The sequence below is a fragment of the Mesorhizobium sp. M0968 genome, from assembly GCF_040319065.1.
Lineage (GTDB): Bacteria > Pseudomonadota > Alphaproteobacteria > Rhizobiales > Rhizobiaceae > Mesorhizobium.
Genome location: NZ_JAMYNL010000004.1, coordinates 21,770 through 41,277, shown reverse-complemented (window position 1 = coordinate 41,277; position 19,508 = coordinate 21,770). Strand labels below are relative to the sequence as shown.

24 protein-coding genes and 1 pseudogene are annotated in these 19,508 nt (G+C 62.9%); 11 read left to right on the top strand and 14 right to left on the bottom strand.

The features are described from left to right. From NKH67_RS08115 to NKH67_RS08080, 8 genes are all read left to right on the top strand, one after another. The gene (locus NKH67_RS08115) at positions 1 to 534 is read left to right on the top strand and encodes a c-type cytochrome (protein ID WP_352472860.1); all 534 of its coding nucleotides are present in this window, start codon (positions 1 to 3) and stop codon (positions 532 to 534) included. A 38-nt stretch (positions 535 to 572) separates the two neighbouring features. After that, entirely contained in the window at positions 573 to 1,547 is a 975-nt protein-coding gene (gene coxB / locus NKH67_RS08110; RefSeq protein ID WP_352472859.1) for a cytochrome c oxidase subunit II, read from the top strand. Continuing rightward, a complete protein-coding gene (gene ctaD / locus NKH67_RS08105; protein ID WP_352472858.1) occupies positions 1,544 to 3,520 on the top strand; it encodes a cytochrome c oxidase subunit I in 1,977 nt (658 codons plus the stop codon). Before coxB ends, ctaD begins: the two co-directional genes overlap by 4 nt. Beyond that, complete coding sequence (locus NKH67_RS08100) at positions 3,517 to 4,122, top strand: cytochrome c oxidase subunit 3 (protein ID WP_352472857.1); 606 nt, start codon at positions 3,517 to 3,519, stop codon at positions 4,120 to 4,122. The genes ctaD and NKH67_RS08100 overlap by 4 nt, the downstream gene beginning before the upstream one ends. A gap of 1 nt (position 4,123) precedes the next feature. Continuing rightward, the gene (locus tag NKH67_RS08095) at positions 4,124 to 4,465 is read left to right on the top strand and encodes a hypothetical protein (protein WP_353030711.1); all 342 of its coding nucleotides are present in this window, start codon (positions 4,124 to 4,126) and stop codon (positions 4,463 to 4,465) included. Then, positions 4,462 to 5,346 (top strand): cytochrome c oxidase assembly protein, encoded by an 885-nt coding sequence (locus tag NKH67_RS08090; protein ID WP_352472856.1) that lies wholly within the window; start codon positions 4,462 to 4,464, stop codon positions 5,344 to 5,346. Before NKH67_RS08095 ends, NKH67_RS08090 begins: the two co-directional genes overlap by 4 nt. Continuing rightward, on the top strand, positions 5,327 to 5,740 hold the full coding sequence (locus NKH67_RS08085; RefSeq protein ID WP_352472855.1) for a c-type cytochrome: 414 nt from the start codon (positions 5,327 to 5,329) through the stop codon (positions 5,738 to 5,740). The genes NKH67_RS08090 and NKH67_RS08085 overlap by 20 nt, the downstream gene beginning before the upstream one ends. Before the next feature lie 526 nt (positions 5,741 to 6,266). Continuing rightward, positions 6,267 to 6,788 carry a ferritin-like domain-containing protein gene (locus tag NKH67_RS08080; RefSeq protein WP_352472854.1) on the top strand — a complete coding sequence of 174 codons (522 nt, stop codon included), beginning with the start codon at positions 6,267 to 6,269 and terminating at the stop codon, positions 6,786 to 6,788. A 294-nt stretch (positions 6,789 to 7,082) separates the two neighbouring features. On the opposite strand, the pseudogene NKH67_RS08075 reads toward NKH67_RS08080, so the two are convergent. The 10 genes and pseudogenes from NKH67_RS08075 to NKH67_RS08030 form a co-directional block, all read right to left on the bottom strand. Further along, a pseudogene (locus tag NKH67_RS08075) lies at positions 7,083 to 8,109 on the bottom strand (IS110 family RNA-guided transposase). Between the two features lie 367 nt (positions 8,110 to 8,476). Beyond that, the gene (locus NKH67_RS08070; RefSeq protein WP_353030498.1) at positions 8,477 to 9,406 is read right to left on the bottom strand and encodes a hypothetical protein; all 930 of its coding nucleotides are present in this window, start codon (positions 9,404 to 9,406) and stop codon (positions 8,477 to 8,479) included. Continuing rightward, positions 9,403 to 9,798 carry a phage holin family protein gene (locus NKH67_RS08065; protein WP_292657573.1) on the bottom strand — a complete coding sequence of 132 codons (396 nt, stop codon included), beginning with the start codon at positions 9,796 to 9,798 and terminating at the stop codon, positions 9,403 to 9,405. Before NKH67_RS08065 ends, NKH67_RS08070 begins: the two co-directional genes overlap by 4 nt. Further along, positions 9,795 to 10,433 (bottom strand): hypothetical protein, encoded by a 639-nt coding sequence (locus NKH67_RS08060; RefSeq protein ID WP_352772029.1) that lies wholly within the window; start codon positions 10,431 to 10,433, stop codon positions 9,795 to 9,797. Before NKH67_RS08060 ends, NKH67_RS08065 begins: the two co-directional genes overlap by 4 nt. A gap of 359 nt (positions 10,434 to 10,792) precedes the next feature. Next, positions 10,793 to 11,266 (bottom strand): DUF2269 family protein, encoded by a 474-nt coding sequence (locus NKH67_RS08055; RefSeq protein ID WP_352473424.1) that lies wholly within the window; start codon positions 11,264 to 11,266, stop codon positions 10,793 to 10,795. Beyond that, positions 11,266 to 12,552, bottom strand: coding sequence for an SDR family oxidoreductase (locus NKH67_RS08050; protein ID WP_352473425.1), 1,287 nt, complete (start codon positions 12,550 to 12,552; stop codon positions 11,266 to 11,268). Before NKH67_RS08050 ends, NKH67_RS08055 begins: the two co-directional genes overlap by 1 nt. Before the next feature lie 34 nt (positions 12,553 to 12,586). After that, on the bottom strand, positions 12,587 to 12,928 hold the full coding sequence (locus NKH67_RS08045; RefSeq protein WP_352920825.1) for a hypothetical protein: 342 nt from the start codon (positions 12,926 to 12,928) through the stop codon (positions 12,587 to 12,589). Then, positions 12,925 to 13,287, bottom strand: coding sequence for a hypothetical protein (locus NKH67_RS08040; protein ID WP_352473428.1), 363 nt, complete (start codon positions 13,285 to 13,287; stop codon positions 12,925 to 12,927). The genes NKH67_RS08045 and NKH67_RS08040 overlap by 4 nt, the downstream gene beginning before the upstream one ends. After that, complete coding sequence (locus tag NKH67_RS08035; protein WP_352473429.1) at positions 13,287 to 14,507, bottom strand: NRAMP family divalent metal transporter; 1,221 nt, start codon at positions 14,505 to 14,507, stop codon at positions 13,287 to 13,289. The genes NKH67_RS08040 and NKH67_RS08035 overlap by 1 nt, the downstream gene beginning before the upstream one ends. After that, the gene (locus NKH67_RS08030; protein WP_352473430.1) at positions 14,504 to 15,124 is read right to left on the bottom strand and encodes a hypothetical protein; all 621 of its coding nucleotides are present in this window, start codon (positions 15,122 to 15,124) and stop codon (positions 14,504 to 14,506) included. The genes NKH67_RS08035 and NKH67_RS08030 overlap by 4 nt, the downstream gene beginning before the upstream one ends. Between NKH67_RS08030 and NKH67_RS08025 the strand changes: the two genes are divergently transcribed. Genes NKH67_RS08025 through NKH67_RS08015 form a run of 3 tightly spaced genes read left to right on the top strand, consistent with a single transcriptional unit; the run spans position 15,123 to position 15,669 of the window. Next, positions 15,123 to 15,338 carry a DUF2934 domain-containing protein gene (locus NKH67_RS08025; protein WP_023676165.1) on the top strand — a complete coding sequence of 72 codons (216 nt, stop codon included), beginning with the start codon at positions 15,123 to 15,125 and terminating at the stop codon, positions 15,336 to 15,338. The genes NKH67_RS08030 and NKH67_RS08025 overlap by 2 nt on opposite strands. A gap of 5 nt (positions 15,339 to 15,343) precedes the next feature. Continuing rightward, positions 15,344 to 15,472 carry a hypothetical protein gene (locus NKH67_RS08020; RefSeq protein ID WP_280952094.1) on the top strand — a complete coding sequence of 43 codons (129 nt, stop codon included), beginning with the start codon at positions 15,344 to 15,346 and terminating at the stop codon, positions 15,470 to 15,472. An 8-nt stretch (positions 15,473 to 15,480) separates the two neighbouring features. After that, on the top strand, positions 15,481 to 15,669 hold the full coding sequence (locus NKH67_RS08015) for a hypothetical protein (RefSeq protein WP_352473431.1): 189 nt from the start codon (positions 15,481 to 15,483) through the stop codon (positions 15,667 to 15,669). Here the strand turns inward: NKH67_RS08015 and NKH67_RS08010 are convergent. The 4 genes from NKH67_RS08010 to uxuA all read right to left on the bottom strand — a co-directional run bounded on the left by NKH67_RS08010 (position 15,655) and on the right by uxuA (position 19,479). Then, complete coding sequence (locus NKH67_RS08010; RefSeq protein WP_352473432.1) at positions 15,655 to 16,416, bottom strand: GntR family transcriptional regulator; 762 nt, start codon at positions 16,414 to 16,416, stop codon at positions 15,655 to 15,657. The two genes, NKH67_RS08015 and NKH67_RS08010, sit on opposite strands and share 15 nt — an antisense overlap. Positions 16,417 to 16,486: 70 nt before the next feature. Further along, positions 16,487 to 17,269 carry an SDR family NAD(P)-dependent oxidoreductase gene (locus tag NKH67_RS08005; RefSeq protein WP_352451506.1) on the bottom strand — a complete coding sequence of 261 codons (783 nt, stop codon included), beginning with the start codon at positions 17,267 to 17,269 and terminating at the stop codon, positions 16,487 to 16,489. Positions 17,270 to 17,368: 99 nt separating this feature from the next. Then, on the bottom strand, positions 17,369 to 18,283 hold the full coding sequence (locus NKH67_RS08000) for a PfkB family carbohydrate kinase (protein WP_352473433.1): 915 nt from the start codon (positions 18,281 to 18,283) through the stop codon (positions 17,369 to 17,371). Further along, complete coding sequence (gene uxuA / locus NKH67_RS07995) at positions 18,280 to 19,479, bottom strand: mannonate dehydratase (RefSeq protein ID WP_352473434.1); 1,200 nt, start codon at positions 19,477 to 19,479, stop codon at positions 18,280 to 18,282. Before uxuA ends, NKH67_RS08000 begins: the two co-directional genes overlap by 4 nt. Positions 19,480 to 19,508 lie beyond the last annotated feature (29 nt).

Below are 19,508 nucleotides of genomic sequence, written 5' to 3'. Positions count from 1 at the left end.
ATGAAGCGCGGTCTTCCCTTGCTGGTGTTCGCGATCCTCGCGGTTTCCGGGTGCCAGCGTGAGGAACGCGACACGCGTCCACAGTCGGCGCTCGGCTCGGGCGACCAACCGGCAGCCGTGACGGCCCTCGAGCCGGGCGGCCAACGGCCGGCCTCGTCCGATACCAAGGCCGGCGTGTTCGAGGCCAACGCCTTCCACCTCAGCGAGGGCAAGCGTCTGTTCAACTGGTTCAACTGTTCCGGTTGCCATGCCAATGGCGGTGGCGGCATGGGCCCGGCCCTTATGGACAAGAAGTGGCTCTATGGCAGCTCGATCGAAAGCATCCACGCCACGATCAGGGACGGTCGGCCAAACGGCATGCCGAGCTTCCGCGACAAGATCCCGGACGACCAGATCTGGGAGCTTGCCGCCTTCGTCCGCGCGTTGAGCGGCAACGCGCCAAAATCCGCTGCGCCGAGCCGCGACGACGACATGATGCCCCATCCATCCGAAAATCGCCTGCCGGATGCCGCGACTCTGGGGAAGTCGCCGTGAACCGCCTTGTTTGCAGGGTGTGCTGCGGCGCAGCCTTCATGCTGCTCCTTGCAGGATGCAGCGGCTGGCAATCGGCGCTCGACCCAAAAGGCTCGGCCGCGGGTGAGCTTGCGTGGCTGATCTGGTTCTTCACCGCGCTGTGCACGGTGGTCTGGCTTCTAGTGCTGGCTGTGCTGATCATGCCATTGGCCCGGCGCGCGGCGCCGCTCGGCGATCCACTTGTACTCGACGCTGCCGCCGAGCGCAGCAAGATGCGAATTGTCGTCGCCGCACTCGCCGCTACCGCCCTGATCCTGGTAGGCCTGACCCTGCTGAGCTACTTCGCCAACCGGACGCTCGCTGCTATCGGCTCGGATGCGGCGCTGACGATCCGGGTGACCGGACATCAATGGTGGTGGGAGGTGCGCTACGAAAATGATCAGCCGAACCGCATCCTGACGACCGCCAATGAAATCCACATCCCGGCGGGCGAGCCGGTGCGGCTTGTAGTGACCTCGACCGACGTCATCCATTCCTTCTGGGTCCCGAACCTCTCGGGCAAGCTGGACCTCATTCCAGGCCACGAGAACGTTCTCGATCTGAAGGCGGACAAACCCGGCGTCTATCGCGGCCAGTGCGCCGAGTTCTGTGGCGCGCAGCATGCCAATATGAGCACCTTCATCATCGCCGAACCTCGGCCTGTATTCGACGCCTGGCTGAACGATCAGCTGCGGCCGGCGGCCGCCCCCGTGTCGGCCGAGGCCAAAACCGGCCACGACCTGTTCCTCAAACGGCCATGCGTGATGTGCCACAAGATCGGCGGCACCATCGCCGGCGGTACGGTCGCTCCCGACCTTACACATATCGCAAGCCGGCGGACGCTCGCTGCCGGAACGCTGGCGATGAGCCGGGGCAATCTCGCAGCCTGGATAGCCGATCCGCAAGGGATCAAGCCAGGTGCCCACATGCCCGTGGTGGGACTGAACGGGGACGAGCTGAATGCAATCGTAGCCTATCTCGAGGGCTTGAAATGAGTAGCGCCGACCTGGCCCATGGGCGTGACCTCGCCCAGCAACGCGCCGCAGCACAAAAGGGTGACCTAGCTCCCGAGCGCGACGGTCCTCGTGATACCGGCCTCGACGACGCCAGCCTTGACGGCTGGTTGGCGCGGACATGGCAGACGGCGCCAGGCATCATCGGTGCGCTCTCGAGCGTCGACCACAAAATTGTCGCGCGGCGCTACCTGATCACCGCTTTCGTCTTCCTGTGCCTCGGTGGCCTCAGCGCCGTTGCCATGCGCATCCAACTGTCGGGGCCGGAGCGTGGGCTGATCGGGCCCGACCGCTACAACCAGCTGTTCACCATGCATGGCGTGACCATGATGTTCCTGTTTGCAGTGCCGATCGTTCAGGCGACCGGCATCTACCTCGTGCCACTGATGGTCGGCACCCGCAATATCGCCTTTCCGCGCCTCAATGCATTCAGCTTCTGGATTTATCTCTCCGGTGGCCTCTTCGCTTGGGTGTCGTTTGCACTCGACATGGCGCCCGACGTCGGCTGGTTCTCCTACGTGCCGCTGTCCGGTCCTGAATTTGGGCCAGGCAAGCGTTCCGACGTGTGGGCGCAGATGATCACTTACACCGAAGTGTCATCGCTGGCGGTCGCGGTCGCCACCATCGTAACCGTGCTGAAGCAGCGTGCGCCGGGCATGTCGCTCGATAAGATTCCGCTCTACGTCTGGGCGATGCTGGTCACCTCTTTCGTAATCGTGTTCGCCATGCCGGCGGTCATGATCACGTCGACGTTCCTGATCCTCGACCGGCTGGTCGGCACCCATATCTTCAATCCCGCCGAGGGCGGCGACGTTTTGCTGTTCCAGCACCTGTTCTGGTTCTTCGGCCACCCCGAAGTCTACATCATATTCCTGCCGGCTACCGGCGTGGTGTCCTCGATCATCGCCGCTTTCGCCCGGCGTCCGGTATTCGGCTATCTGGGCATGGTACTGGCCTTGATCGCGGTCGGCTTTCTGTCGTTCGGCCTGTGGGTTCACCACATGTTCGCAACCGGTCTGCCCAAGCTCGGCGCGAGCTTCTTCACCGCCTCAAGCATGCTGATCGCCATCCCGAACGGGCTGCAGATCTTCTGCTGGCTGGCGACATTGTGGGACGGACGCCCGATAATCCGGACGCCGCTGCTGTTTGTGTTCGGCTTCTTCTTCACGTTCGTCGCGGGCGGCCTGACTGGGGTGATGCTGGCGTCGGTGCCATTGGACCTGCAAGTGCACGACACCTATTTCGTGGTCGCGCATTTCCATTACGTGCTGATCGGCGGGTCGGTGTTCCCGCTGCTCGGCGCGACCTATTTCTGGTTCCCCAAGATCACCGGCCGGATGATGAGCGAACGTCTCGGACGCTGGCACTTCTGGCTTGCCTTCCTAGGCTTCAATGCGGCGTTCTTTCCGATGCACATTGTCGGCCTGTGGGGCATGCCGCGGCGGGTCTACACCTATCCGGTGGAACTCGGCTGGGGCAACATCAACCTGTTCATCACAGCCGGCGCGGTCATCCTGTTCCTAAGCTTCGTTCTGTTCACTATAAACCTGGTGTACAGCGCCTCGAGGGGCGCCCCGGCGGGGGACAATCCCTGGAATGCTGGCACGCTGGAATGGGCGACGAGCTCTCCACCGCCGAGCTATAATTTCGCTCGGATCCCGGTGGTTACCCACGCCGAGCCGCTCTGGGCCGAACGTGACACGCTGCCTGTCGCGACCGGGCTTCGCGTCGACGCGCGCGAACTTGTCATATCGACCGTGGCAGAGGCGCATCCAGATGTGCGCGAGAAGTCGGCGACACCGTCGATCTGGCCATTGTTCGCCGCGCTCGCCGTCGGCGCCACCTTTCTCTATTCGATCTTCAGCCCGTGGGCGGTGGTCTGGGGAGCCGGGCCGATCGCCATCACTCTGATCGGCTGGTTCTGGCCGAAAGGCGACCCGGAGGATGAGGAATGAAACAGCGCCCTACCGCCGATCTTTCCCAACTCCCGACCTTCGGGCTCGGACCACGCAGCCCGACCTGGTGGGGCACTCTCGCCTTCATGGCGCTGGAGGGCACTGGGTTCGCGCTCGCCGCAGGCGCCTATCTTTACCTTGCCTATCTGTCGCCCGAATGGCCGCTGGGCGTGCCGCCGCCCAACCATTGGCCAGGCACCATCGTCACGCTGTTGCTGCTCGCCAGCGTGGTGCCCAACCACATACTGAACCGCTATGCCGAAGCCTGTGCCATGGTGCCCGTGCGCATCGGCCTGATCGTCATGTCGCTGCTCGGTATCGCACCGCTTGTCGTGCGGTGGTTCGAATTTCCGGCCCTCAACATCTATTGGGATACCAATGCGTACGGCTCAATGCTGTGGGTCCTGCTCGGCCTCCACACAACGCATCTGATTACCGACGTCGGCGACACGCTGGTGCTGACGGTCCTGATGTTCACGCGCCATGGCTATAACGGCCGGCGTTTCGGGGACGTTGGCGACAACGTCTTCTACTGGGATTTCGTGGTCGCGACTTGGATCCCGATCTATCTGTTGATCTACTGGATGCCGAGGCTTGACTGAGATGCGTGCGCTTCGCTTGGGCACATCATGGGGCGGGCTGTTGTCCGGGCCTTTGGCCTGGGCGGTGTCGACGCAGCTGAACTATGCGTTCGTGGAGTGGCAGTGCGCCCACGGCGTTCCCCTCATACTGGTCATTGCGCTGGTGCTGACAGTGCTGGCCCTGCTCGGCGGCGTGCTTTCGTGGCGGGCGCGCCAGCAAGGTGGCGCCGCCTTTAAACCGGATCGTACGCGCGGCACCGAGGATTTCGTCGCCAATATCGGCATTCTCAGCGCGGTGCTGTTTGCGCTGGCAATTGTCATGCAAGGCGCCGCCTCGCTCATTCTTGACGGCTGCCTGCGATGAGCTTCGACGCGCTCTTCTCTACCACGATCTGCTACGGTGCCGGCGCCGCGCAGGCCGGCTGGACGCTGGCGTTGCCGATCACGCTGCCGCTAACCATGGTCGCACTGCTTTACGCGGCAGGCGCCTTTCGGCTGTGGCGGCGGAGTGCCCGCAGCCGCCCGTTGCGGTTGCGGCAAGCCCTGCTGTTTGCGACCGGCTGGGCCATTTTGGCGGCAGCACTGGTCAGTCCGCTCCATGCATTGGGTGAGCGGGTCTTCACCGCCCACATGATCGAGCACGAACTGTTGATGGCGGTGGCGGCACCCCTGCTGGTCGCCTCCCGGCCGGCGGCGGCGATGATGTGGGCATTGCCGATCAAGCTGCGGCTGGCATTTGGCGCAGCCGGGCACGCGAAGATGCTGCAGGCGGTTTGGGCCACCATCAGCCGCCCTGTAACGGCCACCGTCCTGCACGGCGTCGCCATATGGGCATGGCATATTCCGGCGCTGTTCGAGGCGGCGCTTGCACAGGGTGTCCTGCATTACGCGCAACATGCCAGCTTCTTCGGTTCCGGCCTGCTGTTCTGGTGGGTCCTGCTGCCGCGTTCAGGCCGCGAACAAGCCTGTGGCAGCGCAGTCATGCACCTCTTCTTCACGTCGCTGCACACTGGCCTGCTCGGAGTGCTGCTCCTGGTCTCGCCAAGGCTGTGGTATCCGGAAAATGGCGCAGGCGCAGACCTATGGAATCTTAGCCCGCTCGAGGACCAGCAACTCGCCGGTCTGGTCATGTGGGTTCCGGCCGGCCTGATCTATGGCGGCGCGGCGTTGCTGCTGGCCGGCCTGTGGATCCGCTCGAGCAGCCGAAAGGACCGGGAGGCGTCGCATGCGCTTCACGCTGTCTAAAGCCGTAATCGGCGCTGCGGTTATTGTCGTGCTCGTTGCAGCCCTGGCCGGGATTTTGTTGTACTTCGAGCAAAGCCGTCGGGTCGAGCAGAAGGCCGACAATGCGACCGGCGGCGTCGGCGCCCGCGCCATTCCGATCATGATGGCCAATGGCTGCGCCGGTTGCCACACCATCACCGGCGTTCCCGGCGCGCAAGGGTTAGTCGGTCCACGCCTCGACGCAAGCCTGGCCACCCGGGTCTATGTCGGCGGCGTCTTGCGCAATAGGCCGGAGAACCTGATCCGCTGGATCCGTGCGGCAAGGGAGATCAATCCGCATACGGCAATGCCTTCGACCAGAATTTCCGATCAGGAGGCGCGGGACGTCGCTGCCTACCTCTATTCGCTGAAATGACATCGTTGCTCGCCTAGTCGAGATCAAACACTGCCGGCAGTCTACCGATGCCGGTTTGCCGGACCGGCAATCGTCACCGCCTTCGGCTCGATGCCTTGCTTGCCGACGAACCTTTCGGAACCGGCCCGCATCGGCGAGGCTGCCCGCGGTCGCGTCGCACATCGCGGCCGACGCGAGCGCCCGCTATGGCCCGGGCAATCTGCTGGTGCGGATTGTTTCGCGGGCATCTCGGATATGAGCTTCTTTGGCGAGGGGGCCGAGTCCGGTCCGACGTCGTCGTCCGCAACACGCCGATGTGGGCAACATTCCTACCCTCAATATGGTGGGGAACGAGACTACCATACGCCGTGCGACCGTTTGCATATCGGCTATGCTTTCGACGTACTGTCGCAGGTTGTGAGAGCTGTTTATGCTGCACTTCTTGAAGAGCAGGGTTAGGTGTAAAAGCTCGACAGTCAACACCTCGCCAGGAACAAATCGGCATAGCCACGGTTTGGTTCTACACGTCAAACCGCGAGGAAATCCTATGGATACTGATGTCAATTCCGAAACCCGCTCGATCTTCATTGTCGGGCTGCGCAACGCCCACGCCATGGAGAACCAGGCACTGTCGATCATGAAACCTCAGGTCAAGCGGATCGAGAACTATCCGCAGGTCGCCGACCGCCTGCAGCAGCATATCACGGAGACCGAAGGGCAGATGGCCCGCCTGGAATCCATTCTGGATGGCCTCGGTGAGGACCATTCCACATTGAAGGACACGGCCATGTCGATGGTCGGCAGCATGGCCGCGATGGGACATTCCGTAGCCGGCGACGAAATCCTCAAGAACAGCTTCGCCAACTTTGCATTCGAAAATTACGAGATCGCCGCTTACAACTCGTTGCTCGTACTCGCCGAGGCCGGAGGGTTTAGTCAGGCAACCAATTCCCTTCAGCAGAATCTCAGCGAAGAAGAGAAAATGGCCGACTGGTTGAGGCAGAACCTGCGCGGTGTCACCTTGCAATACGCCAGGCTGCGTGAGGCGGGAGAGACCGCCAAGAGTTAGGCCGCCCGGCGGGCCGAGAGGAATTCCTAGCAACCACCCCTGTCGAATTGACGGGGTTGTCTAATCGCCGCTGGGACGTCAAGCATGTAATTGCGTTGAGACGACGCTGCCGGGTGCATGGTTGTCTTCGCGGTCGACATCAGTCGCCGCATGATGGAGCTCCGCGGACGAGCCTTCAATGTGGACGACGCACTTTGCTGAGACAGCGGTGCAATCCCATCAGCGGAATGGCTCGGCTCACGTCCCGGCAGGGACGTCTCAGGCGCTCAGATCCTGAACGCTATTCGCAAGATTTCATGCTGTGGCGCCTGCATTTCGATCAAAGAACTCACCGGTCTTGAGCATCGAATGCATTATCACCGCCAGTTTGCGCGCCACAGCCACGGCAGCTCGTTTGAAGCCAAACCCTCTCCCGGAGCCTGAGGCCCCACGTGCGCAGGCTGCTGTCGATCGAGCTGCGTGTCAGGATGACCGCCGCAGCCTCATAGAGAAGTCCCCGCAAATGTCGATCGCCGCGTCGGGATATATGGCCGTCATAATCGACTTCTCCCGATTGGTAGCGGCGAGTTGTCAGGCCGATCCAAGCGGCAACAGAGCGGGACTTCTTGAAGTTGCCCGGATCTTCAATGGCCGTGGCGAAAGAGGTTGCGGTAATGGCGCCGATGCCGGGGATCGACATGAGTATGCGGCATGCTTGGCTTTGACGTGCATCTGCGACAAGCTGGCGCCCAAGCTCGGCGGCACGGATGCGAATGCTGCACCAGGCTTCCAACATCGGTAGGACGACAGGAGCAAGCTCGCTCTGATCGATAAGAAGGCTCCGGACATTCTTTTCGAATGTAGTTCCCTTACCGGCGGGAACGAGCAAGCCGAACGTTTTCATGATCCCTCGGATCTGGTTGGAAAGCTCGACGGTGATCCGGACCAGCCGAGTGCATGCTGCCACGAGCGTGCGGGTCAACATACTGTCGAAGCCTTTCACGCGCACCTCGCGAAAGAATCCTGCTTCAGCAAGACGCGCCAAACCATCGGCGTCATTCGCATCCGTCTTGTTCGCCGCCATATCGAGAGCGGCTTTGGCATGGCGCGCATCGATGCAGATGGCTGGCAATCCCTCGGCGCGCAGCGCATGATAGAACCAAACTGACAGCGGGCCGGTTTCGAACACGACGCGCTTTGCGGCCGGCGCCAGCTTGCGGACAAGCTCGGGAATGATCCTGGGATCAGATGCGCACTTCCCGCGCCAGATCCGTTCGCCTTCACGGCGGATCGACACCGCCGTCTCTTTCATCGACACGTCGAGACCGATATGTTCTTCCATGGCTGTTCTCCGTTGATGCTGGGCCCGGCGTCCAGTCGTGAGCCCGTATTTCATCTTATCGGGGAACAGCCACCCTCCAAGGCTATGATCGGTTCCAGGGCGCGTCGCTCCCGCGATTACCCCATGTGGTTGTTTTTTTTCAGAATGGACAGTGCTGCTGAGGCCCGTTGGCCAGACACGCTTCATGCAGCCCGACGAACCGAACTGATTCAGAGCGAAGAATCGGAACGGACCGGAGCGCCTCGGCTAATGACTTGAGCGCCGCGATCATATTTGTCTGCGGAAGGTTGCGGACTCCTAGCCGACTTCGATGTGCCAACCGCGAGGCGGCCCGTGGTCGGAATCGCCACGAACGACCGCAGCGCTATCACGTTGTTTCGGGAGAATCGTTCGAACTGGGAACCTCGTCGGTCTCCGGCAAACGATCGCGAATCGCTTCCTCAGTTTTGCTTGCCGTCTTTTTCACGACTTTCTCGACGCGGTCGACCAAGGTCTCGGCGTCGCTGCTGGAACCCTGTCGGTCAGCCTCTTCTTTTACAGTCTCATATGCTTCGGCGGCGACCTGCTTGGCTTGTTCCACGCCTTCTTCAAAGAGCTCCTCGGCAGTGTCACGAAGCTTGTCGCGGTAGGGGCCGAGTTGTTCGTCTTCCGCGGCGGTGTGAGGCAGCATCACGCCGATGGCGGTGCCCACGGCAAGGCCCACCGCGGCCATTGCCAGAGGTTCGCGCTGGAACAGGTCTCGCGTCGACTGCCGCACCCGCCCCGCCATATCGTTGGCGCTCGAGCCGAACTGCCCGGCCGTGCTTCTTAATCTTTCTTTGGCGCCGCTCGCAACGTCTGCGACAGCCTCAGTCCCACCGCCTGCCACGGAAGCAACCGAACGAGCGGCATCGGAGAGCATGGAGCCGGCGGAATCTTCGCTCTCGGCACCGTACTCATCGCCGCTTGAGTCCTGCCAGGCCCCGCCCAAGCTCCGCTGGTCAGAGAAGGTTCGGCTGCCGTCAGGTTCCCTGCTGGTCGAATAGGCACCAAGTGCTGAACTGTCTACCGACGTGCCCTTGCCAAGCATCAGCCAGGCCAGGCCCGCGCCGACCAATGTAAGCGGCAACGGATTGTCCCTGACCTGAGTCTTAAGATTGCTGAGCATGGCGGATCCCTCGCCGCTGAACATCCCGGTGAATTCGTCGATCAGTTGGCCCGGTGTCATCTTGCTGCGGATCGAGTCTGCGGTATCTGCCACTCTGGCGCGAGCAATATCAGCATCGCGTTCCAACTCGGCTGCGGATTTGTCGGTCATCTTATCTGTTCCTTGATCACGCGTGCGTCGCGTTTAAGTTGGTCTTGTGTCCGGTCGGGGGTCAACTCTGAGGGAGCCATGCTTGCCTTGCCGGAGCGCAAGAGTATGACGCCCAGTACTGCCACCACGACGCCGACGAGCAGCGAGGACCATCCGGCTCCCAGCCCGGCGCTCGCCAAGGCAATCACCAGCGCCTGCAAAAGCACCATCAGGGCGGCGAGCAGGCAAATGGCGCCTCCCATTACCTCCACGGCGCCGGCGCCGGCCTTGCTTACCTTTTCCGACATTTCAGCCCGCAACAGCCTGCTTTCGGTTTGAAGCAGTGTTGTGACCTGCTGTGCCAGATCGCTGACAAGGGTTGTCAGGCTGCGAGTGTCCTGATTGTCAGTCATGGGTTTTGCTCCAGGCTTGCATTGGCCCAGTCATCGCCGGACTGATCGGATACTAGCGGGGCCGGCTCCACTGCCTCTGCCGATCGCCCTCCGAACTCATTCGAGCTAGGACCGGTCTCGGGCGCCCGGCCTGCTCCCGACCGGCGCGGTGCTCCGGCTTGGGCAGAGGGCGGCGAGCTCTTGATGAACCGCCCCAGCGCCAGGCCTGCCAATACCGAACCGGCGATCAGCGCCCCCGAGTTTTCGCGGCCGAACGACTGAATTTCGCCAAGCACCTCGTCGAACGGTTTATCCTTCAGGGACGAGGAAAGCCGCTCGAGCCCGCCTGCGGCGTCAAGGGCGAATTTCGAAGCGGTCCGTTGATCATTATTGGCAAGATGCTCGCTTGCCGCGCGCAATGCGCCGCTGAAGGCCTTCAGATTGGCGCTCACGTCGCGCTGCGTTCCCTCCGCCTTGTTGAACAATGCTTGCTTTGCTTCCGATGCGTAGTCTCCGGCTTTCCTGGTGATCTCGTCACGCGCATCGTGGAGCGCTTCCGTCGCGGTCTGCTTTTCTCGCTGTAGTCTTTCCGAAAGCTCGCTTCTGGCTGTCTCGAAATCGGCCGTCTGACGGCCCTGATCGTCCTGGTCCTGCATGGTGTCTCCTAGTGGAATCCGAGGAAGGAGAGGATCGCAAGCACGACGACGACGAAGCCGATGAGATAAATAACACTGTTCATGCCGCAATCTCCTCCACTGCGCACCGAACTTGCCTGTGCTTCCCGTGTTCCCCTCAGGCGTCATCTTTTTTGGTAAGCGAAGCCTAACCAGCCTCAAGACGGGATGTTGTCCTGTGCCGATGGCGGTGAGCGCGCGGTTGGAAATGATACGAGACCGGACTCCGGTGCGACTTACAGGTCGAGGCGCAGGTCCGCTCCGGCACATGGCGCTGCATGGGCCGGAATCTTTCCGTAGTGCTTTGACTGGGCATTATCGCAGTGGGACCTGCCTGCGACCTACCACTCGATCGCAGGCCGCGCGATCATCAGCCAGAAAATCCCGAGTACGGCAGCGAAGGCGGGGAAGCCGAAGGCGAACCACAGCCAGAAGAGCCGATGATAGCGCGGCGGCAACGGCGCGCCTGCAGCGGCGGCTTGCGATGCCAGCTTGCGCATCTCCATTTGCATCCAGACGACCGGGAGCCAGAACATTCCGGTGAAGATATAGAGCGCGATCGAAAGTACGATCCAGCCCTCCGACAGCGAGTAGCCGGCCTGCCAGGCGAGCGCGGCTCCGGTCAAAGGTTGCGCGACCACGGCCGTCGCGGTGAAAAGGAAGTCGGCGACGACGACGACACGCGCCACCGCCGCAACCGTCGCGGCATTGCCGGTCCTGTGGGCGAGCAACATGAAGAAAGCGATACCGGCGCCGGTACCAAGCAGCACGGATGCGCCGATGACATGCAGAAATTTCAGCAGGAAATAGAGCATCAACGCTCCTCCAGCACTGCCAAGGCCACAAAGTGCAGCACCAGGATCGGCAACACCTTGAGGAACGGCCCAAGCGGGTCGTTCCACAGCTCGGGGCTCAGAAAGCTTCCGACGACCAGGTAGAAGAGCGAGAGCGCGATGCCGCCATAGAGGCCTTTTCGCGCCGCCGGCCGCCAGGCTAGGAGCGCGCCGACGGCGATGTCGGCAAGAGCACCGGCTATCACGATCGGCGGCGACAAGATGCCCGCCCCCGTGCCTTGCATCAGATCGACGCCGCTGCGGTAGCCGGTGGTCAGCGACACAATTCCCGTCACGATCCACAAGAAGGGCAGGACGACGAAGATCGCAGGCTTGATGAAATACAGCCGGGCAAACCATTTTTCCTGCACCGTTGCCGGATTGAGCGCGAGGAAGCCCGCCAGGGTTTGCGGGCGTATGCCGGTCGTGGCGGTCCAGTCCGAGGGATCTCCAACCGCTCCTCGGGCAATCTCTCTGGCCGCGTTGGTGCGCATCGGTGGACGCCAGCCGAACATCGCGGCAAGGTCGCCGAGGCGGTAGAGAAGCCTTGCAACAGCCGCCGGCAAGACAAACCTGGCTGCAGGAGCCCAGCCGAGCCATCGGCGATAGCTGCCGACGACCTCGTCCATGCTCAGCTGTTCGGGACCGACAAGTTCCAGCACGATGCGAGACGGACTGGCGGGATCGAGAAGGAAGACGACGGTTGAGACCACGTCGTCGAGCTGCACCACTTGGAGCGGGCCGGTGCCGGGCATGGACGGCAGCACCGGCAGCGAGGCGAGACCCCTAAACAATGCGCTGGCCCCAAACACCGGCCGGCCGAGCACCACGGACGGGCGCAGGATCACCCAATCCAGATCAAGCGCCATAAGCGCTTGGTCGCCAGCCAGCTTCGTCGCCGAGAATGCCGAAGGCTGCGCCCGATCGACGCCGATTGCCGAGAAGTGGATCACCCGGGCAACCCCTGCCCGCGCACAGGCGAGGAAGAGTGCTGCCGCCGCCTCGCGATGGACTTCGCGCGTCTTTTCACGAGGGCTATCCTGCAGAACGCCGGCACAATTGACGACGGCGTCTATGCCCCTGAGATGCGGTAGCCAGTCTTCGGGCTGCAGCGCCACCGCCATGTCCAGCACCAGCAATTGATAATTGCCGGTCCGGTTTGCGCCGGGGCTGCGGACCAATCCGATCACCTCATGTCCTTCGGAAAGAAGGCGTGCCACGACGGAGGCACCGATTAGGCCGGTGGCGCCGGTAACCAGGACTTTCACTGGACCCCATTCTCCGACGGCGGGAAAGTATCGTTCATTCCGGTTTATCGCCCTCGATACTCCCCTTCATACCGGAAAGTTCTTCCGTCGTGCATAACAACCGCGGCCGCGCCGGATCGGAGATGTCGAGCTTGTCCCAAGGGATGCGGTACATGCTGTCGCGACTGCGCAGTCGAAAGACATTGAGGACCGCAATGCCGATGGCCGAAGCGGACAGACGCTCGAAGGCCGCGTAGATGCCGACATGGTACTCGGCAATCACCAGGTCGTCGCCATCCGATTCTGCGCGTATCTCCTCGATATGACCGATGCTTTTGCCGCGCTGCGAAAGCACATTCCTGCCAGCCAATTGCTCGAGATTGATAGTAGCCATCATCCAGCTCCCGGGATACGCCCAATGACATGATCGCGCAGCCAGTCCTGCCAGTCGAAAATCGCCGTTTCGCGGACGTCGATATCGAACTCGATGTCGACGCCGATGTCGCGCACCTTGTTCCAGGCGATGCGGTGCGGCTCGGCATGGCGCTTGCCGCCGAGCCTTGCCGCAAGCCGCGCCATCCAGCGCCCGGGCCGCTGGCCAAGCCGGCGCGCCAGCGTGATCGAGCCGAGCTCGACCGCAATGATTTTTGGCGGCTTGCCTGGCCTGAGTTCGGCCACCAGCCCGTCAACCTTGCCGATCTTGACCTGCTCGCGGTCGACCACTTGCTTGTCCAGGATGTCACGCAGCAAATCCATCACGTGCCTCCGAACATCTGCAAAGGAATGGTCACGATCGCGAGCAAGAAACCGAGCGCGATGATGAAGATAACCGCGGCATTCGCGATGATGCCATTGCGGTGCTCGCCGATATAACGCTCGTCGTTCAGCAGGAAGAGGAACGGCACCACGGTTAGCGGCAGGCTGGCGGCCGTCAGCGCCATGGAGAAGATGGTGAGCTTCAGCGGATCGAGACCCAGTGCGATCGGAATGGCGGCGAGAAACAGCGAGACCGTATACACGGTGCTGAAACCCGGGTCGTCGCGCGGTTTCAGGTTCTCGCCCCAGGTCCAGCCGAAACCCTGCGCCACAAGGTAGGCTTGCTGCAGGCCGATTTCGAGCGCGGCGCCGAAGCAGGCAATGCCTAGTGACGCAACGAACAGGACGAACCCCCAGAAACCGAAGATCTGAATCAGCATCAGCGGCAGTTGGTGGTAGTCGTCGACCTGCACTATGCCGTGTGCTGCCAGAACGAGCGCCGCCACAATCAGCACACCCATAGCGATTGTGCCGCCAAAACTCATGCCCAGGCCGGCAATCGCCCGATTGGCTCCGAGATAGCTCTTGTCCCACTCGTCCTCGATCGCTCCCGACGAATAGAACATGAACAGATAGGGCGAGATCGACGCACCAAGAATGCTGACTGCCATGAACCAGTAGTTGGCCGCGTCGTGATCCGGCAGTGTTGGCACGGCCCCGGCCGCGACCTGCCCCCAATCGGGCTTCAGCATGACGGCGCCAACCACGAAGCACAGCGTGACCAGCCCGAGGATCGCGACGCCTTTTTCGATGAATCCGAACGTGCCTTTCCAAAGGAACAGCCATGCCAGAAAAGCGACCGGCAGCGCCCACCACTGAAAGCCGATGCCGGTGGCGAGCTCGAGCGCAATCGCAACACCGCCGATTTCGGCTGCCATGACCAGGAAGTTAACCAGCAAAGTGGCGAGCAACGGCCACAGAAAGGCGTTGAAGCCAAACCGTTCCCGGATCCCGTCGGCGATGGTGTGATGACTAACTGCGGCGAAGCGTCCGGCCATTTCGACCAGGAAGATGATGCAGATCGTGCCCAGGACGACGGCCCATATCAGCTGAAACCTGAACGCGGCGCCGGCCTGAGCGGCGGTCGCCATTGATCCGACCTCAAGAAAGCCGCCAACGCTGGTGACGACGCCGAGCGATATTTCGAGCAGCTTCTTCATGATTTCGGCGCGAAATATTTCGCGTAGGACGTGCTCAGGTCGGCGGCGGCGGCCCGCAGATCCTGCTGCGCGTGTTCCACTTCCGAGCGGTTGCCGTTCTGCACGGCCGTCGCCGCGCGAATTACCGCTGCCGAAAGCCGTCCAACCGCCATCTTCAGACCGGCTTGGCCGCTGGACTCAGGCGACTTGCCGGACTGGATTTGCGCACCGGCATCGGCGAGCGCCTTGCCGGCCGATTGCAAAGTGCGCGACGTGTATTCCGACGGGGCTTCCCCAGCGATCCAGCTCTCCAGGACCAGCGATGCGGTCTGTGTGGCGGAAGCCGCGGTTTTCGACTGCTGCTCGACCTGGCCGGAAGGCGAGCATGCCGTCACTACAAATATTATCAGCAGCAAGCGCAGGCGGTCTGGTCGAGAACCGACGGCTGTAACGGCATTTACAATACGTGCTTGTAGCGTTGCTGCCACACGATTGTTCTCCCCGGCACCAGGCGACTTCGGCGCGAAGTTTGATCTAGAGCGCTGGGTGATCAGGTCAACTGAATCGCGATGAACGGCGCTGGCACCGCGGAACAAACCAGCGATCGCCGGATTAGGGGATGACGAGGCAAAGGCCATGGACAGGGAAGAGCGTATCAGGCAGCGAGCCCATGAGATCTGGGAGCGCGAAGGCCGTCCGCAAGGACGCGAGCGCGAGCATTGGGATCAGGCCGTGCAGGAGATCGAAGCTGAGGGTTCCGAGGCCGAACGCGGCCCGGTCGTGCCCGATCCAACGGTCGAGGCCGGCTCCGATCCGGAGGCACGCGGCAGCAAGCGGCGGCGAGGGACATGAGGCCGATGCCTCGTTTCGTCGCCTGGATCGTGGTCGTACTGGTCGTGCTGTTCGCCGCCTGGCTGATGATCGGGCGCGACAGAACCGGCGGCGGAGGTCAGCCCACGCCGCACGCAATTGATCAAAATGGATAGGAACCGACATGACGGGAACCGATACTCATCCTGAACAAGACCCGGCGGAAGGATCGCGATCGATAGTGGAAAAGCAGCTCCGCAACGAGCAAGGCGGTGAGGGTCAAAATCGCAAAGCCGAGCCAGCTTCCGACACATCCGGCAGCAAGACCAAGACACCTTCGGAAGCGCGCAAGAAAGGCTCAGGCTTGGATTGAGCCGGCCGAAAGCGGGCTCACACTGCCGTTTGCCTCGAAATAATAGGGATAGCGCTCCTGGACGATTTCGAGCACCTCGAAGATGCGGCGAAGATGCGTTCGCATCGCCTCTTCCGCCGCAAGCGCGTCGGCCTGCTCGAGCGTATCGACAATCCGCCGATGTTGGCCGAGAACCACCGACATGCTGTCGAGGCGCGGGAAAGACAGGAAACGGAAGCGGTCCATGTGCAGCTTCGCCGCGCTGATGTCGGCCCAGATTCCGGGGAAGCCGGCATGGCTGGCGATGTGCTGGTGGAACAGCTCGTCCGACTTGAAAAAGCGCCTGTCGTCCGCGATGGAGGCGAACGTCTCCTGGACCGCCAGTTCGCCTTTGAGCATGGCGAGCAGTTCGGCGCGACGCGGGCTCTCGACCGCGCGCTTGATCAGGCCGACTTCGAGCGCTTCGCGCAGAAACTGCGATTTCTCGAGATCGGCAATCCGGAGCGGCGCCACCATGCTGCCGCGCTGCGGATAAATGTCGATCAAGCCAAGACCGGCCAGCCGGGCGAGCGCCTCCCTGACCGGCGTGCGGCTCACGCCGAGGGCTTCCGACATCGCCTTTTCAGAAATCAGCTCGTGCGGCTTCAGGCGGAAGGTCAGGATCTGGTCGAGCAAAACCTCGAACGTCCTAGCCGCGACTGAAGCGCCGGGGGCGGTTTCGTCGAGCCGCCCCTCGGTGATGGTCCGCGTTCCCAAAAGCCGTGCCATCGGCGACCCCTTATAGGCTCTGCAGCTTCAAGCCGTTCATGAAATGCCTGCGCAAGCAGCAGCGCCGACGTTATTCCTTGCGCGGAGAACCGCCGATGCGCGCCAGCAGGCCGCCATCGACGCGTACGACCTCGCCGGTGACGAAGGAGGCATCGTCGGACAGCAGGAAGGCGACGACTGCGGCAATCTCTTGCGGCTGGGCGGTACGGCCGAGCGGATGCATGTTGTCGAGGATGCGCAGGATCTCGTCGGGCTTATCGTTGAGCTTGACCGCATCCCGCAGCATCGGCGTGTCGACGGCGCCCGGAGCGACGGCATTGACGCGCACACCGAGCGGCGCATAATCGACGGCCATCGATTTGACCAGCCCGATCAGGCCGTGCTTGGCCGTGCTGTAGGCCAGAACCCCTTCCTGGCTGGCCAGACCCTGCACCGAGCTCATATGGACGATGGCGCCGCGGCTTTGCCGCAGCAGCGGCATCGCCGCGCGGGAGAGCAGGTAGGCAGCCTTGAGGTTGACGTTCATCACCTCGTCCCAAAGCGCCTCGTCCGTGGTCTCCACCGTTCCGTAACGCTGGATGCCGGCATTGTGGGAGAGCATGTCGAGCCCGCCGAACGCGGATCGGGCAAGCTCGACGGCGCGGCCACAGGCTTCAGTGTCGGCGGTCGAGCCAAGCACGGTGTGCACGGTCACGCCGCGCGCCGAAAGCTGCGCCGCGACGTCATCCAGCTGATCGCCCGCCCGGTCGAACAGAATCAGGTCGACGCCTTGCCCGGCCAGCCTTTCGGCGACAGCACGGCCGATGCCCATGGCCGCCCCCGTGACCAGTGCGCGTTTTTTGAACTCAGCCATTTATTCTCCCTCGAACAGTTGCGCAGCGACTGCCATGGTAGTCGATCGGCGCCACTTGACGTGCCCTTCTTTGCCGAACCGGCCCAACCGTGTTCGGCGTCATGTCGATCCTTGCATGAAAGCCAGCGTTTCCGCGCGCGTCGGTGCGCCAAGACGTCCGCCAAAGCGCAGGCACTTTAGCGCGGCGGCGGCGCTGGCCACTGCTACCGCCCGCTCTTCGTCCCAACCTTCGGCCAGACCGAGAGCGAAGGTGCCGTGAAACACGTCGCCTGCCGCCAGGGTGTCGACGGCTTCGACCCGCGGCGACGGCAGATGACGGACATCATTGCCGCCCGGGTGCCGGAACGCGGTGCCGTTCGCCCCATCGGTGACCGCCACGAAGGCGCCGGTCCGTTCGCCGAGAATGGCGACGGCGGAACCGGCGGAAACCTCTGGACCGCAAAGGATGCGTGCCGCCGGCAGCGAAGCAACGACATGCGAGGCGAGCGGCAGTAGCCGGTCGAGCACCGGTCGCGACGCGACATCGGCGTCAAGGATCGCCGGGATGCCGCACTCGCGAGCCTTCGCCAGCGCCAGGGCCGCGGCTCCGGGCCAGCGGACATCAACCAGCACGGCGTCGAAGCGGGAAAAATCCGCGGGCGGAAGACGGTCAGGATCGGCTTGCGTGATTGCATCGTAGAAGGGCACAATCATACGCTCGCCGGCGGCATCGACCAGGATCGTGGCAATGGCCGAGCGACCGCCTTCAACCCTGCGCACCAGCGAACAGTCGACCCGCTCCGCCTCCATCTGGCCGATGACATCGCGGCCGACAGCATCGTCGCCGACGCTTGCCCATAGCCAGACCTGCCCGCCCTGGCGGCTGGCTGACGCGGCGGCGCTTGCCGCCATCCCGGCCGCGATCTGCACGGCCTCGCTCGGCAGGAACTTGCCGGCGCCGGAGGGCAGGACATCGAGGCGCAAGATCGTGTCGTAGGTGAGCGCGCCGACGCAGAGCAGGCGGGGCGCCGTCATTGCAGCCGGTAGCCGCGCTGATGGGCAATCGCTGTCATCACGCCTCTCAATTCGGCAAGGCCGCGAAGACGGCCGATCACGGGGTAGCCGGGATGGGTGTGCCGCGCGGCGTCATCAATCAGCTCGTGGCCATGATCCGGGCGAAACGGCAGCAGCGCCGCCGGTTCACCGGCATCGCGGCGGCGTTGCTGCTCGTCGAGCAAGATCGAGACCACCGAGACCATGTCGACATCGCCGCTCAGATGCTCGGATTCCATGAACGAGCCGTCCGGGTCCATGCTGACATTGCGCAGATGCACGAAGTTTATCTTGTGCGCAAAGCGCCTGGCGATGGCGGGCACGTCATTGGCCGGGTTGGCGCCCAGCGACCCGGTGCACAAGGTGAGGCCGCTATGGGCCGATGGCACGGCGTCCAGGATAAGGGCGATGTCGTCGGCGTTCTTGACGATCCGGCACAGGCCGACGAGATCGCGCGGCGGATCGTCCGGGTGGATCGCCAACGTGACGCCCGCCTCTTCGGCCGCCGGCAGCACGTTTTCGAGAAAACGGACGAGGTTCTCGCGCAGCCGGTCGTGCGACAGGCCCGACTGCTCGGCCACCACTTCGCGCAATTCTGCTATGTCGTAGCGTTTGAAGGCGCCCGGCAGGCCGGCCATGATGTTGGCGAGCAGACGCTCTTTTGACGTATCCGGCGTCGTCTCGAACCATTCGCTCGCCCGCTGGAGAACATCGGACGCATAGTCGCGCTCCGATCCCTTGCGCTGCAGCATGTAGCAATCGAACGCGGCAAGCTCGTGCATGTTCATGCGGAGCGCCCGTCCGCCGCCCGGCAGCGGCGCAGCCAGGTCGGTCCGGGTCCAGTCGAGGATCAGCATGAAGTTGTAGCAGACCGTGCGCACACCGCAGGCGCCGAGATTGCGTAAGGTCTGCCTGAAATTGTCGTAGAGCCGGTCGAGATCGCCGCGGCCGAGCTTGATGTCCTCGTGCACGGGCACACTCTCGACGACGCTCCATTTCAGGCCCATCGCCGGATCCGCTTCGATAAGCGCCTGGCGCTGCCTGATGGCGTCGATCGGCCAGACTTCGCCGTAAGGGATGTCGTGCAGTGCCGTCACGATGCCGGTCGCGCCGGCCTGCCTGGCATGGGCAAGCGTTGCTGCGTCGCTCGGCCCAAACCATCGCCACGTCTGCTCCATTCGACCTCCAGCTGCGGAATTTCTCGATG

What these genes read in the sequence shown, in the direction of transcription:
- NKH67_RS08115 (WP_352472860.1), top strand. Translation starts at nt 1, where the DNA reads ATGAAGCGCGGTCTTCCCTTGCTGGTGTTCGCGATCCTCGCGGTTTCC.
- coxB (WP_352472859.1), top strand. Translation starts at nt 573, where the DNA reads ATGCTGCTCCTTGCAGGATGCAGCGGCTGGCAATCGGCGCTCGACCCA.
- ctaD (WP_352472858.1), top strand. Translation starts at nt 1,544, where the DNA reads ATGAGTAGCGCCGACCTGGCCCATGGGCGTGACCTCGCCCAGCAACGC.
- NKH67_RS08100 (WP_352472857.1), top strand. Translation starts at nt 3,517, where the DNA reads ATGAAACAGCGCCCTACCGCCGATCTTTCCCAACTCCCGACCTTCGGG.
- NKH67_RS08095 (WP_353030711.1), top strand. Translation starts at nt 4,124, where the DNA reads ATGCGTGCGCTTCGCTTGGGCACATCATGGGGCGGGCTGTTGTCCGGG.
- NKH67_RS08090 (WP_352472856.1), top strand. Translation starts at nt 4,462, where the DNA reads ATGAGCTTCGACGCGCTCTTCTCTACCACGATCTGCTACGGTGCCGGC.
- NKH67_RS08085 (WP_352472855.1), top strand. Translation starts at nt 5,327, where the DNA reads ATGCGCTTCACGCTGTCTAAAGCCGTAATCGGCGCTGCGGTTATTGTC.
- NKH67_RS08080 (WP_352472854.1), top strand. Translation starts at nt 6,267, where the DNA reads ATGGATACTGATGTCAATTCCGAAACCCGCTCGATCTTCATTGTCGGG.
- NKH67_RS08070 (WP_353030498.1), bottom strand. Translation starts at nt 9,406, where the DNA reads ATGACCGACAAATCCGCAGCCGAGTTGGAACGCGATGCTGATATTGCT.
- NKH67_RS08065 (WP_292657573.1), bottom strand. Translation starts at nt 9,798, where the DNA reads ATGACTGACAATCAGGACACTCGCAGCCTGACAACCCTTGTCAGCGAT.
- NKH67_RS08060 (WP_352772029.1), bottom strand. Translation starts at nt 10,433, where the DNA reads ATGCAGGACCAGGACGATCAGGGCCGTCAGACGGCCGATTTCGAGACA.
- NKH67_RS08055 (WP_352473424.1), bottom strand. Translation starts at nt 11,266, where the DNA reads ATGCTCTATTTCCTGCTGAAATTTCTGCATGTCATCGGCGCATCCGTG.
- NKH67_RS08045 (WP_352920825.1), bottom strand. Translation starts at nt 12,928, where the DNA reads ATGATGGCTACTATCAATCTCGAGCAATTGGCTGGCAGGAATGTGCTT.
- NKH67_RS08040 (WP_352473428.1), bottom strand. Translation starts at nt 13,287, where the DNA reads ATGGATTTGCTGCGTGACATCCTGGACAAGCAAGTGGTCGACCGCGAG.
- NKH67_RS08035 (WP_352473429.1), bottom strand. Translation starts at nt 14,507, where the DNA reads ATGAAGAAGCTGCTCGAAATATCGCTCGGCGTCGTCACCAGCGTTGGC.
- NKH67_RS08025 (WP_023676165.1), top strand. Translation starts at nt 15,123, where the DNA reads ATGGACAGGGAAGAGCGTATCAGGCAGCGAGCCCATGAGATCTGGGAG.
- NKH67_RS08030 (WP_352473430.1), bottom strand. Translation starts at nt 15,124, where the DNA reads ATGGCCTTTGCCTCGTCATCCCCTAATCCGGCGATCGCTGGTTTGTTC.
- NKH67_RS08020 (WP_280952094.1), top strand. Translation starts at nt 15,344, where the DNA reads ATGCCTCGTTTCGTCGCCTGGATCGTGGTCGTACTGGTCGTGCTGTTC.
- NKH67_RS08015 (WP_352473431.1), top strand. Translation starts at nt 15,481, where the DNA reads ATGACGGGAACCGATACTCATCCTGAACAAGACCCGGCGGAAGGATCG.
- NKH67_RS08010 (WP_352473432.1), bottom strand. Translation starts at nt 16,416, where the DNA reads ATGGCACGGCTTTTGGGAACGCGGACCATCACCGAGGGGCGGCTCGAC.
- NKH67_RS08005 (WP_352451506.1), bottom strand. Translation starts at nt 17,269, where the DNA reads ATGGCTGAGTTCAAAAAACGCGCACTGGTCACGGGGGCGGCCATGGGC.
- NKH67_RS08000 (WP_352473433.1), bottom strand. Translation starts at nt 18,283, where the DNA reads ATGACGGCGCCCCGCCTGCTCTGCGTCGGCGCGCTCACCTACGACACG.
- uxuA (WP_352473434.1), bottom strand. Translation starts at nt 19,479, where the DNA reads ATGGAGCAGACGTGGCGATGGTTTGGGCCGAGCGACGCAGCAACGCTT.